Here is a 16,495-nt window from a genome sequence, read left to right as displayed (position 1 = left end):
GGCTTTCATTGCTTCACTTCGTTTCGCAAACGCGAACTTGTCGGGGCCTTGTTGTATATCTCATTATGGCATATACAGCGAAACCCCGGAACGGTCAAGACCGTTCCCTACAGCTTATTTTATATTGCGGTGCAAACATACAAATGATCTGTAGGGCGGGATGCCCTCATCCCGCCGCGGAAAAGCCTTGCTGATTGCGTCAAACCTTGCGAATTTGTTCAAATTTTGTTTACAATTTGTCCAAGAATAGCCGGTCGAAACTGCGTGAAATTTATCCGCATCACCAAAAATGAGTGAAGCACTTTGTACAGTGTTGACAAATGTGTGCCAAAAGGTTATTGTAATAGCAATTCATCAGCCAAATGCAATGAACAGGAAATGACCTATCCGTATCACCGCTTACAGAAAGCCGTTGGTTGTGCAAGACGGCAGCAAGGCGCGGTCTGGCCCTCACCTGCGAGCAGCTTGGGGGAAAGCGGGCAGAACCGCCCGCCGTGTAGTTCAAGCCGGGAACCCTCCGTTAATGGGGTGCGCAGTCCGGCACAGTGCGGTGTGGGGCTGCGGGTGAGCGGTCGGCATTGAGCCGGCAAAGCAAAGTGGTAACGCGGAAGTAAAAGTTGCAATGGTGCAGCGCATGATTGCAGTGTATGCCTTCGTCTTTGCGTTGGTCCAAATGGGCCAACAAAGAAAGACGAAGGCTTTTTTGTTTACCGCATTTGGCTGGATGGAGTGGAAAATTTTTTATTATTAACGGAGAGAAGGATTATCATGAACACACTCGTCATCGTGTTGATCGCTGCTGTGGTTCTTGTCTGTGCTTATGCGTTTTATGGGCGCTGGGTGGCAAAAACCTGGGGCATTAACCCGAACGCACAGACCCCTGCTGTTAAGTATAACGATGGTAAGGATTACGTTCCCACCAACGGCTGGACCGTTTTCAGCCATCAGTTTTCTTCCATTGCCGGTGCAGGCCCTGTTACCGGTGCAATCCAGGCTGCAGCCTTCGGCTGGCTGCCGGTTCTGCTGTGGGTGCTCATCGGCGGCGTTTTCTTTGGCGCTATTACCGACTTCGGCGCTTTGTATGCTTCCGTTAAGAACGACGGCAAGTCCATGGGCATGCTGATCGAAAAGTACATCGGCAAGCTGGGCCGCAAGCTGTTCCTGCTGTTCTGCTGGCTGTTCTGCGGCATCGTTATTGCAGCTTTTGCTGATATGGTTGCCGGTACTTTTAACGCTTACACCACGGTTGACGGCGTTACCAGCCTGGCTGATGCAGCTACCACCAACGGCGCAGCCGGCATGGTTTCCATCATGTTCATGCTGTTCGCTGTTGTGTTTGGCCTGATCCAGAAGAAGTTCAACTTCTCCGGCTGGAAAGAGGCTGTTCTGGGCATCGTGTTCATCGTGCTGTCCTTTGCTGTCGGCATGAAATTCCCCTTGATTTTTGACAAGGCTGCCTGGAGCTACATCACCTTTGTTTACATTTTCTTTGCTGCAGTTCTGCCCATGTGGCTGCTGAAGCAGCCCCGCGACTACATGACCACCTTCATGTTCATCTGCATGATTGCCGGTGCTGTTGTTGGCCTGCTGGTTGCACATCCCACCATGAACCTGCCCGTCTTTACCGGTTTCAATAACGAAAAGCTGGGCACCATGTTCCCCATTCTGTTCGTTACCGTGGCTTGCGGTGCTGTTTCCGGCTTCCACAGTCTGGTTTCCTCCGGTACTTCTTCCAAGACGGTTGAAAGCGAAAAGGATATGCTGAAGGTTGGTTACGGTGCTATGGTGCTGGAAAGCCTGCTGGCTGTTCTGGCCCTCTGCGTTGCCGGTGCAGCCGCTGCTGCTGACGGTACCCCCGCTGCTGGTACCCCGTTCCAGATCTTCAGCCGCGGCGTTGCTGGTTTCTTTGAGATGTTCGGCGTGCCCGTTTATGTTGCTACCGTCTTTATGACCATGTGCGTTTCCGCTCTGGCTCTGACCAGCCTGGATGCTGTTGCCCGTATCGGCCGTATGAGCTTCCAGGAACTGTTCAGCGTGGACGATATGGAGCATGCAGAAGGCTGGCGTAAGCTGTTCTGCAACACCTACTTCTCCACCATCATCACCTTGGCATTTGGCTTCCTGCTGACCCAGGTCGGCTATGCCAACATCTGGCCTCTGTTCGGTTCCGCCAACCAGCTGCTGAGCGCTCTGGTTCTGGTTACCCTGTGCGTCTTCCTGAAGGTCACCGGCCGCAACAACAAGATGCTGTTCCCGCCGCTGATCATCATGCTGTGCGTCACCTTCACTGCTTTGGTTCAGCGCCTGATTGCTATGGTCAAGGCCATCCAGACCGCAGCTTCCACCACCATCCCCGCTGGCGAAACCACTTGGGGTGCTGTGTTCATCGCAAACGGCCTGCAGTTGATCATCGCTATCTTGCTGATCGTTCTGGGCATCACCATCGTGGTCAACTCTTTCAAGAGCTATGCCAAGAGCGAAAAGAACAGCGAAAAGGCTTCTGCCTGATTTATCCCTGACAGTTACTACCTTCCATAAATAACAGCCACCCCCGCAGTGTCATGCCATGCTGTGGGGGTGGCTGCTTTTATATTTGTATGTATCTTATAAAGAGTAAAGGCAACACCGCACAATTCCCGCCTTGCGGCTTAAGCACCGCTCCGGCAGCTGCGGCACGGCATCTGCGTTGCCAAAATGCTCGATAATGTCGGGTTGCGGTACCCGCATCGTGCTTCGGGGGCAAAAGCCCCTCGCACTCTGCGACCGCTTCCCCTGCTTCGGTTCGCTGTTTCCGCCACTGGCGGCGCTCACCTTTGCAGCATCCAGTATTATCTGCGCTTTTGGCTTGGCATCTGCCGCACCTCGCTCGCCGTATCGGCACTTAGAATTATGCGGTATTGCCCTAATTATAAAGTGCTCTGTAGGGAACGGTCTTGACCGTTCCGAAACTTTGTGGTGGATGGTGTAACAAATTTATGAGAAATTTTGACTTCCCCTGAGGATAACTCCCCGCGCAGGGGCCGATGCTTGCATCGGCCCACAGGCAGAACATCTCGTAAAAATGGCAAGCGGGCGCACAATGTGCGCCCCTACGGGGTTGGTAGCGGTACCCCGTTTTTATTTTTTCTTCCCCAGCAACTGCGTGCGGATATACCGGAAACATTCGTCCTCGCCTTCATCCCGCAAAATCAACAGGCAGGTTTCCAGCTGTTTGCGGGTTTCGGGGTGCAGGATGTAGTGGTCACGGCTGTGTTCGTAATACTCCCACGCGGCGGCGTCTGTGTAGCTGGTGCCCTTGTAATTCTTGCTGGCGGCAATGCGGTCACACACCATTTCCGCCACATAGCGGTTGGGCATGCGCATCCCGGCCATGGCGTGGTCGCCGTTGGGGGCATAGTCAATCCAGTATTCCAGGTGGTGCTTGTTGCGCCCCTTGTGGTGCAGCCATGCGGCAGAGTAGCCTTCCGCCTTGCGCTGGGCGTTGTTGGGGCTGCAGGTGCCCTGCCAATATTTGGCACCGGCCCAGAATTCCACGGGGGACAGTTTGCTCAAATCATGGGTCAACCCCTGCCAGTACAGCCCGCAGCGGAAACACCCCTGCATGACCAGCATTTTGTGGTGATGGATGGTTTTATAATGTTTGATGGGATGCCACATGGCAGATTCCCCCTTTGCTACTCAATCAAAAACGCATTGCTGCCTTTGATTGTAATACAAACGCCGCCGGTGCGCAAGCCCGGCGGCGGGATTCCAATTATTCTTTTACCGCAGTGATGGCGGTTTTAACCAGCCACACCAGCAGCGCACAGCTGACCGGCACCAGTGCAAAATGCCACAGCATGGGCACCAGATGGACATGCACATAGGCGTGTGCTTTGGAAAGCACCATCCAGGATACCGGTGCCGCCAAGCTGAGCACCCACACCAGCGCAGGCCCGGCTAACACGACCAGCGGCTTTTTGCGCAGGGCCAGCACCGCAAGGCACAGGGCAAAGCTCAGCAGGGTAACGGCGATCAGCGGCTTTAAGGTGATGGTCAAGGGGCCGAATTGCAGCAGGGGTTCATCCACCTCCACAAAATAGCGGGTCAGAACCTGTGCAACGCTGACATCGCTCACCATATCATCCGTCAGGCTGACACGGCTGGTAACAGCCCCGGTCAGGTTCTGCCAGCTGCCTGCGGCACTGCCAAAATAGATGACCCCCTGAATAAACCAGGCCCCCAGCGCCGCTGCCACGCCGCCCACAGCAGCAAAGCCGGTGCATATCATGCGGCGCAGCCAGGCGCGGCGGTCCCCGCCGGCCCAACAGTAGACAAGCGGGGCTTCGCACAGGATCAAAAAGGTGGAAATAAACTCAAACCCGCACATGCAGCGCACCATGCAGGCGGCGAACACCAGCAGGTAACACCACCAGGGCGTTTTGCCGCGCCGCCGGGTAACGGCACAGAGCAGCAGCCCCGCCAAAGTGGGCAGCAACCAGGTCCACAGGCACCAGTACAGGTCTTTCATGCCGCGCTGCGGCCAGGGGGCAAACACCACGGCGCACAGCCACGCCAGCGCGGAAAGCGGCCCCCACGCCCGCCATACGGCCAGGCAGACCAGCAGAGTAGCCGCATAGAACAACATACTGTTGATGTTGTACAGTATGATTTCCCGCGCTTCGCCGCGGTCCTCAAAAACAGAGAGCACTTTGTTCAGCACGCCGAACGCCCAGCCCTGCAGCCCGGTCTGGTGGGTGTAAGCCTGAAAATCCTGCGGGGAAACGGGGGTGTTGTCCTGGTACCAGTAGCGGTTTTGTTCATCGCTCCAGTCCTGGGTATATACCCCCATAAAGCCGCCGGGGCTGGTCTGGTTCTGCTGCATCTGCAGCATGCGGCCGAACACGAGAGTCTGGGAGCCATTGTCCCAAAAGCCGGTCAGATAGGTGCTGCCGTTGTGCCGCCAAACGGTCAAAACAACCGCCAGCACCACAACCACCACCGCCGTTACAGCCACCTGCACCGCCGCAGGCAAGGATCGAAATTTTTGCTTCAAAATAATAAGTTCCTAACGTATAGAATCAATATCGTCTAAAAAGTTGAAAAAGCAGGAACAAAGAAAGGAAACCAGCGAGTTCTATGAGCCAAACTCCTACCTGCCTACCTGTCCCACTTATCGCACAAGCTGGCGATCTGGCTGGCAAATCGGGCAAGATCCTTGTTGGCACCGCCGCGGTTGTGCTCGATCACAACCAGCAGCCGCTTGCCCATGTTCAGCAGGCGTTCAAACGCCGGGCTGGTGCGCGGCTTGTCGGCAGGCTGGCTGGCCTTGGCCAGCGGCACCATGGTGCCCTGCCGCAGTAGGGCAACGGCCCCGCCGGTCAGCTCATACACGGCACCGTTGTACGGCGCTTCTGCCGGGATGCCCTCCGCCGTCAGGGTGCGGGCAAAGTGATCGGCAACCAAGTCCTCGCCGTGGTTCACAAACACATGTTTGGGCTTGGGATCAAAGTGGCGGATCCAGGTCAACAGGCCGTCCCGGTCCGCATGGCCGGACAAGCCGCTCATCTGGCGGATCTGCGCATTGACCTGCACCGTTTCGCCAAACAGCCGTACTTCATCGGCACCCTCGATCAGTGCGCGCCCCAGCGTGCCGGGGGACTGGAACCCCACAAACAGGATGGTGCATTCCCCGCGCCACAGGTTGTGCTTGAGGTGGTGGCGGATGCGCCCGGCATCACACATGCCGGAAGCGGAGATGATGACCTTGGGGGTGGAGTCCAGGTTGATGGCAACAGAATCCTCTTTGGTTTCACTGATCTGCAAACCGGGGAACGCCAGCGGGTTTTCGCCCTTCGTCACCAGGGCTAGGGCTTCGGCGTCATAACATTCACTGAAGTTTTCCCGGAAAATGGTGGTGGATTTGCTGGCCAGCGGGCTGTCCACAAACACGGGGAAGTTATCGTGCCCGTGGATGCGGTGCTCCTCTTTGATCTGGCGGATAAAATAGAGCATTTCCTGCGTGCGACCCACGGCGAAACTGGGAATGACCACATTGCCGCCGCGGTCGAACGTTTCCTGCAAAATCTGGGTCAGCTCGGCCACATAGTCCGGCTTGGGGCCATGGGTGCGGTCACCATAGGTGGATTCCATCACCACAAAATCCGCTTTGGTCAGGTACTGCGGGTTACGGATCAGCGGCTGGTCCAGGTTGCCGATATCGCCGGAGAACACAATGGTCTGGCTTTCGCCGTTCTCCGTTACCTGCAAGGTGATGGAAGCGCTGCCCAGCAGGTGGCCTACATCGGTAAAGGTGGCCGTAATGCCGGGGAACACTTCCAGCGGCTTGCCGTAGCTTTGCGGTACAAACTGCTTCATCACGGCCATGGCGTCTTCTACTGTGTAGTCCGGCTCTACCAGCTCATTGCCGCTGCGCTGGGCTTTGCGGTTTTTCCACTCGGCTTCCTGCTCCTGAATGTGGGCGGAATCTTCCAGCATGATTTCGCACAGGTCCATGGTGGCATCTGTGCTGTAAATGGGGCCGCGGAATCCGTTCTTGTACAGATAGGGGATGCGTCCCGAATGGTCAATGTGGGCGTGGGTCAAAAGGATGGCTTCAATCTCACCGGGGGCGCAGGGCAGGTCCGCATTGGGGTAAACGTCTTTGCCCTGCTCCATGCCGCAGTCCACCAAAAAGCGGTGGCCGCCTGCTTCAATCAGGGTGCAGCTGCCGGTCACTTCACGGGCAGCGCCCAAAAAGGTCAGCTTCATAACAGCCTCACTTTCTCCCGGCACCGCGCTGCGGTGCTTCGGGCAACGTAAACGGGTTTGCAAAGTTATTGGTTACATCATTGATATTCATGCGGATATCCCAAAAGACATCCCCATAATCACGCAGAATCGTATAACTGCCGCCTGCCTGCTCCAGAGCTTCCAGCGTGGCGGTATCGGTCACCACAAGGGCGTCGCCGTCCGTCGGCTCAAAGGCAGTCAGGCTTTCCTCATAGGTGCGGGTCACGGTACCGGTGTCGATCAGGGCACCGATGGCGGCGGAGGTCGTCCGCGCCAGCACCAGCCGCTGCCCGGCGGGAACGGCATCACACAGCGCCCCGCGGGTAACATCGCCAAAGTCAAGCTCGGTAATGCCGCCTGCCAGCGCGGTTACGGTCAGGTCGGCGGCATCCTGCGGGCAGTTGGCGCGGTCACCGTCGGCATAGGCCAGGTAAAGTGCGGCGGCATAGTTGGCAAAGCTGATGGTTTTATCCGCACTTTCGTTGGCTTCAAAGGTGAACAGCGTCTGGCTGCGCACATCCTCGTCGCCGTCTGCCAGGCTCTGCAGGCTGGTAAAGGCGGAATCATAGGCAGTCTGCTGGGCGGTGGTGTAGCTGCCGCGGGCGGATTTCAGGTCGGCGGCGCTCATGTTGGCGGGTTCGACTGTCATGCTGCCGTCCGCCGCAAAGGTCAGGTTCAGGCAGCCCACGCTGTCCCAGCCGGACCCGGCGGCAACAACGGCAATGCCGTTTGCCTTTGCGGTGCTGTTGGCTGTGGCGCCGGCATCCAAGACGGCGGTCACGCCAAGGTCTGCCAGGTCGGCATAAATGCCGCTGATGTCGGTATCCGGCCCGGCAATGCAAAGGATGGCGTCAGCCCCCTGGGCCTGCAAAGCAGCAACCTGTTCGGAAGCCGCCAGCGCCAGGTCCGCAGCGGTCAGTTCTTTCGTCTGGGCGGAATTGCCGATCGAGGCCAGCGAGAAGAAGCCGATCTTTTTGCCTGCTTCCTCCACAATGGTGTTCATGCCGTTGGAAATGCGGTTGCGGCTCCAGCTGGTGGAACGGGCCAGCAACGCTTCGTTTTCTGTCGTGTACAGGTTGGAAGCAATCGAAGGCCCAGTGGCGGTCATTACATCGCTGAGAAGGCGGTCAGTGCCATACGCCATATCGGAAGCATCAAAGGCCTGCAAATCATACCCGGCTGCGGCAAAGGCGCTGGTCATATCCATGCCGCCGGTCAGGCTGGCGCGGGCGGTGCCCTGCAAACTGCCGCCTGCATCCACCAGAATGGAGTCCTCGCTGCCCGCTTTCAGGGCAGCAATGTCCGCAAGGCCGACCTCTTCGCCATCGGTCAAGCCCTGCAGATTACCGGTAACGTAAACGGGAATGGTGAATGCCCCCACCCGCACCGTCACATCGGCGCTCATGCGGCCATCCGCCAGGGTGGCGGTGATGGTGCAGGTGCCGTCCGCCTTGGCTTTTACCTCGCCGTGCTTATTCACGGTGGCAACGTCTTCATTATCGCTGGACCAGAAGATTTTCTGCCCGCCCTCGCTTTCGCTGGGCTCATCGGTCAGCAGGGTGGCGGTGGCTTTCGCCTTGGGCAGCCACAGCTCGTTTTTGTAGGTGTCGTTGGTCAGCGAGGGCAGGATGTCCTTGCTGGTTGCTTTGATGCCGGTAAAGGTCAGCTCTTCCATCACAAAGTCAACATCCACCGTGTCGCTCTGCACGCCGTACTTTTCGCCCGGCTCCGTATAGGTGGCCTGCCAGATGGAATACGGCCCGGTGTAGCCCAACGCGGAATTGAACCGCGCGATCCAGAAATTATCGCGCCAGCGGTCAAACGCGGGGTCCGTCAGGCGGCCGCGGGTCCAGTTGATGGAGGCGTAAATGCCTTCCTCGCCCTTGTAGCCCAGTTCTTTCAGGCGGTCGAAAAATACTTCGGTCAGGTGGGCCATCTCGTCCGGGTACAGGCCGGTGATGGATTTATCCTCCAGGTCATAATAGACCGGGTAACTGAGCTGGTAGGGGGTGGCGGTGTAATCGTCCAGCCCCTCGTGCGGGGGTGCCACAAGGCCCAGCAGGCGGGCAACGTGTTCGGCTTCCGATTTGGCCTGTTCCTCGGTGGTGGCGTAAGAGTACAGATAGGTGCCAAAGGGGATGCCAAGGCGGGTGCATTCGTCCGCGTTGCGGCGCCACTGTTCATCGTCCTGGGCGTAATCGCCGGTGCCGTTCCACTCGCTGCCAAAGCCGCAGCGGATCATGGCAAAATCAATCCCGGCAGCCTGGGCTTTCTCCCAGTCCACTTCACCCTGATACTTGCTCACGTCAATGCCTTTTTTGGTGGCGGCCAGAATCGGCTCTCCGTCACTGTTAAAGTAGTACCCGGCATCGTTCTTGGCCCACGCTCCGGCACTGGTGCCGGGGTCAATGGTCAGGGGGGCTTTCTGCCCGCTGTTGCAGGCGACCAGCCCGATCACTACCAGCGCCACAACGGCAACCAGCACGCACGCGGCCAGCGCAAGACGCAGGTTGGGCTGCTGCTTCTTTTTGGGCTGTGGGCGGCGGCCCTGCGGGGACTTGGGCTGGGACTGTTTGCGGTAGGTCTGGCGGGGCTGTTGTTCCGGCTTGCGGGGCTGCCCCGACGGCTGTTTGTTTTGTTCCATCGGCGGTTTCCTCTATGATCGCAGCTGCCCGGTGGGCAGCGGAATGTTGGCGTTAAAACTTTTATATTTAACTTTTATATTTATAAGAATATGGTAACATTTTGTCAAACAAAATACAATCCGGTAAAGCAGGCAGATTGTGTAATTTTGGACAGGAAATTTTGGCAGCCGGGCAAAGCAAACTGCCCCCTGCAGTTTTCCACACAGCAGAGGGCAGTTGGTTAAAAATGTTCAGCAGATGCAGGGCAGGCGGTTAAGCTCAGCCGATGGTAATGCTCCAGGCAAAGGTCTTGCTTGCGCCGGGGGCCAGCTCAATGTGGCGGCCGGCTTCGTTCACGCTGTTGGCCCAGCCGTTCCAGGGCTCCATGCAGACGAACGTCTCGGCATCCTGCTGCCACAGCACGCCGTTGGTGAACACGCTTTCATCAAAGGCAACTTCCACCGTGTGGCCGCTGCCGGAATCGGTCAGGCGCATCGGGCTCTTTACGCCGGTCATCAGGCGGATGGAATCTGCGGAGCCTTCCTTGCGGGTCAAGGTGATGGTTTCCGGTGCGGCGGGCTGCTCGCCCTTGGCGTTCTCGGAGCAGGTGGCGGCGTTGATGTCAAAGTGGACGTTCTCCAGCTTGGAAGCTGCGAAATACGGGTGGAAACCGATGCTGAACGGCAGGGCTTTGTCGCTGGTGTTGTGCACGGTCAGTTCCAACCCGGCCTTGGCACCGGACAGGGTATAGCGCATTTCCAGCAGAAAATCAAAGGGGTAAACAAACTTGGTCAGGCCGTTGGGGGTCAGGGTCAGCACGATCTCATCATCCGCAGCGGTCTTGACCTGCCAGGGCAGCAAATCGGCAAAGCCGTGGACCTCAATGGGATAATCGGAGCCGTTAAAGTGGTGCACACCGCCGTCCGGCTTGCCGCAGCTGGGGAACAGGATGGGCACGCCGCAGCGGGGGCGGTCCGAGGATTCATAGTTCTTATCGCGCAGCCAGAGGTATTCCTCACCGCTTTTGGTGAAGGAGGTTGCCATGCCGCCCTTTTCCGGTGTAACGGTCAGGGCGTACTCCCCATCGGTCAGGGTAAGGGTGGAATATTTGGCATTGTACTTTTCGTAAGTACCGGCAGTCAGCTTGGACATTGTTACAGTCCCCTTTCTTCAGTTACAAAAACGGCCCGACCGCACCGGGATTCTTGGAGCAGCGCACAACGCCTTGATCCCAGAGCACCCGGAACGCCCGGAGCCGTTCCACTTTGTGCACCGCAGGCAGACACAGCTCCCGGCGGGCACTTCTTAAGGCAATACCGCATAATTCTAAGTGCCGATACGGCGAGCGAGGTGCGGCAGATGCTAAGCCAAAAGCGCAGATAATACTGGATGTCTTATCGAGCATTTTGGCAACGCAGATGCCGTGCCGCAGCCGCCGGAGCGGTGCTTAAGCCGTCAGGCGGGAATTGTGCGGCATTGCCTTGATTCTATTATACTCTCAAAATGTTCCCGGCTCTACCCTTTTGGGCAAAAAATGCGGCGGGAGCCAGAGCATCAGTGCAAAAATTACAGCACAACGCCATCCTTGAAGATGGAAATTTCGCGGAAGCCCTTCTTCTCGGCGCAGGTCTGCTTGCCGGAAGCAACGTCCAGCACCAGCTGGTACAGGTCAGCACCGGCTTCATCCAGCGTCTTTTCGCCGTCAGCAACAACACCGGCGTTAAAATCGATCCAGGTGGATTTTTTGGCAGCCAGCTGGCTGTTGGTAGCAATTTTCAGGGTGGGAGCGGGGGCACCGAACGGAGTGCCGCGGCCCGTGCTGAACAAGATCATGTGGGCGCCGGCGGCGGTCAGGGCGGTGGCGGAAACAAGATCGTTGCCGGGGCCGTACAGCATGTTCAGGCCCTTGGTGGTCACAGCATCGCCATAGCCGATAACGTCCATGATGGGGGCGCTGCCGCCCTTCTGCACACAGCCGCAGGATTTATCCTCCAGCGTGGTGATGCCGCCCTGCTTGTTGCCGGGGCTGGGGTTGTCGTACACAACTTCGTTGTGGCTGATGAAGTATTCCTTGAAGCCGTTGATCATATGCACGGCCTTCTCAAACACTTTTTCGTTCTGGCAGCGATCCATCAAAAAGCCCTCGGCACCGAACATTTCCGGCACTTCGGTCAGCACGGTGGAACCGCCGCGGGCGCACAGCATATCGCTGAAGCGGCCGATGGTGGGGTTGGCGGTAATGCCGGACAAACCGTCCGAACCGCCGCACTTCATGCCGACCACCAGCTCGCTGGAGGGAATCGGCTCGCGCTGGAACTGGGCAGCATAAGCGGCCAGTTCCTTCAGGATCTCACGCCCCGCAACCAGCTCATCGTCCACATCCTGGCAGGTCAGGAACTTGATGCGGTCATGGTCGTATTCGCCCAATTCGGTCAGAAACTGCTCATGGGTCAGGTTCTCGCAGCCAAGGGAGAGCACCAGCACGGCACCGGCGTTGGGATGGCGGGCCAGCGCAGCCAGCAGTTTGCGGGTCTGGGCGTGGTCATGGCCGGTCTGGGAGCAGCCGAACGGATGGGTGAAGGTGTACAGCCCGTCAATGCTGTCGGTCACAAGATCCTGATTGTCCCGCACAAGGGCTTTGGCGCAGTCGTTCACGCAGCCAACGGTGGGGATGATCCAAATCTCGTTGCGGGTGGCTGCACGGCCATCCTTGCGGCGGTAGCCCATAAAGGTTTCGGGAGCAACGGGGGCCAGCGGGTGCACATTGGGGTGGTAGCTGTACTCGATCTCGCCGGACAGGTTGGTTTTTACATTGTGGGTGTGCATCCAGGTGCCGGGCACGGCATCAGCGGTGGCATGGCCGATGGGGAACCCGTACTTGATGACGTTTTCGCCCGCATGGATGGGGGCAATGGCCATCTTGTGGCCCTGGGGGATATCTTCAACAGCGGTCACAGATGCACCGTCCACCGGCACAGCGGTGCCTTTGGCAATGGGATGCAGGGCAACCACAACATTATCCTTGGGGTTGATCTTGATTGCAAGAGGCATACAGAATCTCCTTACTACGATAAAAACAGGTAGGAGTTAGGAAGTAGAAGTTGGGAATTGTTAGCCCTGCTTTCAGGGCAATACCGCATAATTCTAAGTGCCGCGGCCGCCGGAGCGGTGCTTGAGCCGTTAGGCGGGAATTGTGCGGTATTGCCTTAGGGCTTTTTGCAGATAACCAAAGGCTCTGCGCTGCTCCCTAACTCCTAACTCCTCACTCCTACCTCCTAACTCAAATTACAGGCAGCTCTTATAAGCGGCCATTGCGCCCTGCTCACGGATCAGGGTCAGGTTCTTGACGGTGGCTTCCTCAAAACCGGCAACTTTGGTCAGATCCTGGCCCCACATCTGCTCGTTGGTCATAACAGCATGAACCAGGGTCGGAATGTCGTCATCCTTGTGGGCATTGTAGAATTCCAGCACATAGCGGTCATCGGAAATGGTGTACTCGTTGCCCTTGGCGCGCTTGCAGACCAGGCCCTTATCGTTCAGTTCCTGGATGTTGTTGGAATAGAATGCGATGTAAGCGGCAAAGCTCATGGTCAGGCAGGTGGGCAGCTTGCCGTTTTTCTCGATATATTCCAGGAAGGACGGCATGTTGCGGGCACGCCACTTGGAGGTGGAGTTCAGGGAGATGCTCATCAGCTCATGGTTGACGAACGGGTTGTTGAAGCGGTCTTCCACAGCGGCAGCAAATTTCTTGCAGTCGTCTTGGTCCAGCGGAAGAATGGGAACAACTTCCTGCAGCAGCATCTTGTTCATGTAGCCCAGGATGGTTTCGTCGTGCATGCAGTCACGCACAATGTCGAAGCCTGCCAGGTAAGCACCCAGAACAAAACCGGTGTGTGCGCCGTTCAGGATGCGGACCTTGCGCTTCTTATACGGGCTCATATCGGGGGTAACAAAGACGTGGTCTTCCAGACCAGCCTTGCGGAACGGCAGGATATCGTTCAGCTTGGTGTCGCCCTCAATGACCCACACGCCGAAAACCTCGCCAACGTCCAGCAGGGGGTCAGCGTAACCGTGCTTCTCTTCAAGCTCGGCAACTTCCTTCGGGTCGCGGATGCGACCCGGAACAATGCGGTCAACCAGAGAGCCGCAGAAGGTACAGTCCTCGTTGACATATTTCTTGAAGCCGTCTTCCAGGCCCCACTGGTCAATGTACTGGTTGACGCACTTCAGCAGCTCCTTGCCGTTGTTGTCAATCAGCTCGCAGGCCAGCATGATGATGCCCTTCTTGCCGGCCTTGTAGCGGTGGTACAGCACCTGGGTCAGCTTTGCGGGGAAGCTGGACGGCGGGCAGTCGTTCTGCTGGCAGGCGGGATCATAAACGATACCGGCCTCGGTGGTGTTGGAAACGATGATTTCCAGGTCGTCGCTGGCGGCAACGTCCATCATCTTTTCGTAATCAGCTTTTTCATACGGGTTCAGGCAGCGGGATACACTGGAGATCACGCGCTTGTCATCGACCTTCTGGCCGTTTTCGCTGCCGCGCAGGTACAGGGTGTACAGGCCCTCCTGTTCGTTGATCATCTTGGCCAGGCCGGGGGCGATGGGCTGAACCAGAACGCACTTGCCGTTCCAGTCAGCTTTTTCGTTGGCAAGGTCAAACCAGTAGTCAACAAAGGCACGCAGGAAGTTGCCCTCACCAAACTGCAAAACCTTTTCGGGGGCATTTTTCAGAATGTAGCCATCATAACCGGATTTTTCAAGGACCTGATAATTCAAAGTTTCCATTGGAAATTCTCCTTTGCAATGTGTGCAATTACGGCGGCGGTGTGCAGGGCCAGACAAAAACGCCCTGCGCTGCGTAAGCGCCTTGTTTAGCTTCATTGTATTTTTTTTTGCTTGCAACGTCAAGATTCTTTCGTGAAGAAGCGCACATATTTTGCGCTCCTTCTTTGACTTTTTTCCCTTTCCCTGTTTTGCACAAGCGGGATGCAATATTTTTAGTGCTTTTTACATCAAAAGGGCAAGATTTGCAACTTGTTCAAACCGCTGCAAGTATGTATAATAATATCAGCTTATGTTTTATTCTGCTGTTTGGAGGCAGCATGATTCGTTCTGTTGACCCGCAGCACACAACGAAGGAGCTTGCAATTATGAAAGCATTTATGGACAAGGATTTCCTGCTGGAAACCCCCACCGCGCAGCACCTGTATCATGATTATGCAGAAACGCTGCCTATCGTAGACTATCACTGCCACATTCCCCCGCAGGAGATCTACGAGGACCGCCGCTTTGAAAATATCGCTCAGGTATGGCTGGGCGGCCATCAGGTTCTGGCCGATGGCTCTGACTACTACTTCGGCGACCATTATAAGTGGCGCGTGATGCGTTCCAACGGTGTGCCCGAAGAGTACATCACCGGTGACAAGCCGGACCGCGAGCGCTTCCAGAAGTTTGCAGAAGCACTGGAAATGGCCATCGGCAACCCGATGTACACCTGGTGCCACCTGGAACTGAAAAAGTACTTTGGCTACAACGGCGTTCTGAACGGCGATACCGCTGAGGAAGTCTGGAACCTGTGCAACGATAAGCTGCAGCATGATCCCAAGATGACCGTGCGCGGCCTGATCGAGCAGAGCAACGTTGCCATGGTCGGCACCACCGATGACCCCATCGACAGCCTGGAATGGCACAAGAAGATCAAGGAAGACCCCACCATCAAGGTTGTTGTTGCACCTTCCTTCCGCCCGGACAAGGTCCTGAACATCCGCAAGGACGGCTTTGCGGATTACATCCATAAGCTGGAAGAAGTTGTTGGCCGCAAGTTCGCCTGCGCCAACTGTGTGGTCAACGCTCTGGAAGAGCGCCTGCAGTTCTTTGTTGAGATGGGCTGCCGCGCTTCTGACCACGGGCTGGATTATGTTCCTTACGTGGAGACCAACGCCGAAAAGGCAACCGCAGCTTTCAAAAAGGCTATGGCCGGTGAGCCGCTGACCCAGGAAGAGGGCGACGCATACACCACCTACCTGCTGATCAGCCTGGGCCGCCTGTACAAAAAGTATAACGTTGCCATGCAGATCCATTACAGCTGCCTGCGCAATGTCAACCAGAAGATGTACAAGAAGCTGGGCCCCGATACTGGCTTTGATATGATCGCTGTGACCGATGGCAGCGCCGCCATCAGCAGCCTGCTGAGCAAGCTGACCGAGACCGGCGAATGCCCGAAGGTGATCCTGTACAGCCTGAACCCCGCCGACTTTGACATGCTGGGCACCATCCTGGGTGCATTCCAGGATGACGAAGTTCCCGGCAAGATCCAGCTGGGCTCTGCCTGGTGGTTCTGCGATACCGACGACGGAATGTACCAGCAGATGAAGACCCTGGCTCGCCTGGGGCTGCTGGGCAACTTTATCGGCATGCTGACCGACAGCCGTAGCTTCCTGAGCTATACCCGCCACGAACTGTTCCGCCGCCTGATGTGCAACCTCATCGGCAACTGGGTCGAGAATGGCCAGTACCCCAGCGATGAGAAGACCCTGAAGAAGATCGTGGAAGGCATCAGCTACTACAACGCACAGCGTTACTTCCACCTGTAATTCTGCACAAATCAGGAAATAAAACATTGTAAAAATTGCCCTGCTGCCTGAAAGGCAGTAGGGCTTTTTCCATAGAATGAGAATCGTTTTCTTGTGCAAAAGGGCAAAAGAAGAGGGCAAAATCGGGGCGAAGAGAAAAAGTTGGGAGGTAGGAGGGAGGAACTATTTTAATTAGGAATGAGGAATGAGAAATTAGAAATTAGGAATTGGAGGTAGGGTGCGGCAGGAGGCGAAAACCTTACCTCACCGCCGTATCGGCACTTAGAATTATGCGGTATTGCCCTAAAACTTTACCTTTTTGCTCTATCTAAAAAATTAGAACCGCTTCGTAACAAAGCCAAATGGAGAAAGTCTCCAAATCATAAAAAGTAAAGTTTTAGAATTACCACACTAGTAGAGGCGCACATTGTGCGCCCGCGGACGAGCTGCGAAATATTCCGTAACTCAAATAATCCAACTGCTGGCCTATTAAAAAATGCCCATACATCAACATAAAAAACAAATCCC

9 protein-coding genes are annotated in these 16,495 nt (G+C 56.4%); 2 read left to right on the top strand and 7 right to left on the bottom strand.

All coding sequences use genetic code 11. The features are described from left to right. The first annotated feature begins 768 nt into the window (after positions 1-768). Positions 769-2,508, top strand: coding sequence for a carbon starvation CstA family protein (locus tag PG062_RS15095; protein WP_270752903.1), 1,740 nt, complete (start codon positions 769-771; stop codon positions 2,506-2,508). A 609-nt stretch (positions 2,509-3,117) separates the two neighbouring features. On the opposite strand, the gene PG062_RS15090 is transcribed toward PG062_RS15095, so the two are convergent. From PG062_RS15090 to PG062_RS15060, 7 genes are all read right to left on the bottom strand, one after another. Then, positions 3,118-3,657 (bottom strand): DUF5662 family protein, encoded by a 540-nt coding sequence (locus PG062_RS15090; protein ID WP_270752902.1) that lies wholly within the window; start codon positions 3,655-3,657, stop codon positions 3,118-3,120. A 97-nt stretch (positions 3,658-3,754) separates the two neighbouring features. Continuing rightward, a complete protein-coding gene (locus tag PG062_RS15085; RefSeq protein ID WP_270752901.1) occupies positions 3,755-5,035 on the bottom strand; it encodes a hypothetical protein in 1,281 nt (426 codons plus the stop codon). Positions 5,036-5,139: 104 nt separating this feature from the next. Then, complete coding sequence (locus PG062_RS15080) at positions 5,140-6,750, bottom strand: MBL fold metallo-hydrolase RNA specificity domain-containing protein (protein WP_270752900.1); 1,611 nt, start codon at positions 6,748-6,750, stop codon at positions 5,140-5,142. 7 nt (positions 6,751-6,757) lie between these two features. After that, positions 6,758-9,415: a GH25 family lysozyme gene (locus PG062_RS15075; protein WP_270752899.1), complete on the bottom strand. Its 2,658-nt coding sequence runs from the start codon at positions 9,413-9,415 to the stop codon at positions 6,758-6,760. 259 nt (positions 9,416-9,674) lie between these two features. Beyond that, a complete protein-coding gene (locus PG062_RS15070) occupies positions 9,675-10,547 on the bottom strand; it encodes an aldose epimerase family protein (RefSeq protein WP_114001012.1) in 873 nt (290 codons plus the stop codon). Between the two features lie 414 nt (positions 10,548-10,961). Beyond that, positions 10,962-12,446, bottom strand: a complete 1,485-nt coding sequence (locus PG062_RS15065) for a UxaA family hydrolase (protein WP_270752898.1) — start codon at positions 12,444-12,446, stop codon at positions 10,962-10,964. Positions 12,447-12,680: 234 nt separating this feature from the next. Continuing rightward, positions 12,681-14,180, bottom strand: coding sequence for a tagaturonate reductase (locus tag PG062_RS15060; protein WP_114000989.1), 1,500 nt, complete (start codon positions 14,178-14,180; stop codon positions 12,681-12,683). A 365-nt stretch (positions 14,181-14,545) separates the two neighbouring features. On the opposite strand from PG062_RS15060, the gene uxaC reads away from it, so the two are divergent. After that, positions 14,546-15,988, top strand: a complete 1,443-nt coding sequence (gene uxaC / locus PG062_RS15055) for a glucuronate isomerase (protein ID WP_114000988.1) — start codon at positions 14,546-14,548, stop codon at positions 15,986-15,988. Positions 15,989-16,495: the final 507 nt, after the last annotated feature.

Source organism: Gemmiger qucibialis, assembly GCF_027689445.1.
Taxonomy (GTDB): domain Bacteria; phylum Bacillota; class Clostridia; order Oscillospirales; family Ruminococcaceae; genus Gemmiger; species Gemmiger qucibialis.
Note: the sequence above shows the minus strand (reverse complement) of the source record. Positions and strands in the feature narration are given on the sequence as shown.

Excerpts from the sequence above, each read along its gene's own strand:
- PG062_RS15095 (WP_270752903.1), top strand. The coding sequence starts at position 769 with ATGAACACACTCGTCATCGTGTTGATCGCTGCTGTGGTTCTTGTCTGT.
- PG062_RS15090 (WP_270752902.1), bottom strand. The coding sequence starts at position 3,657 with ATGTGGCATCCCATCAAACATTATAAAACCATCCATCACCACAAAATG.
- PG062_RS15080 (WP_270752900.1), bottom strand. The coding sequence starts at position 6,750 with ATGAAGCTGACCTTTTTGGGCGCTGCCCGTGAAGTGACCGGCAGCTGC.
- PG062_RS15075 (WP_270752899.1), bottom strand. The coding sequence starts at position 9,415 with ATGGAACAAAACAAACAGCCGTCGGGGCAGCCCCGCAAGCCGGAACAA.
- PG062_RS15070 (WP_114001012.1), bottom strand. The coding sequence starts at position 10,547 with ATGTCCAAGCTGACTGCCGGTACTTACGAAAAGTACAATGCCAAATAT.
- PG062_RS15065 (WP_270752898.1), bottom strand. The coding sequence starts at position 12,446 with ATGCCTCTTGCAATCAAGATCAACCCCAAGGATAATGTTGTGGTTGCC.
- PG062_RS15060 (WP_114000989.1), bottom strand. The coding sequence starts at position 14,180 with ATGGAAACTTTGAATTATCAGGTCCTTGAAAAATCCGGTTATGATGGC.
- uxaC (WP_114000988.1), top strand. The coding sequence starts at position 14,546 with ATGAAAGCATTTATGGACAAGGATTTCCTGCTGGAAACCCCCACCGCG.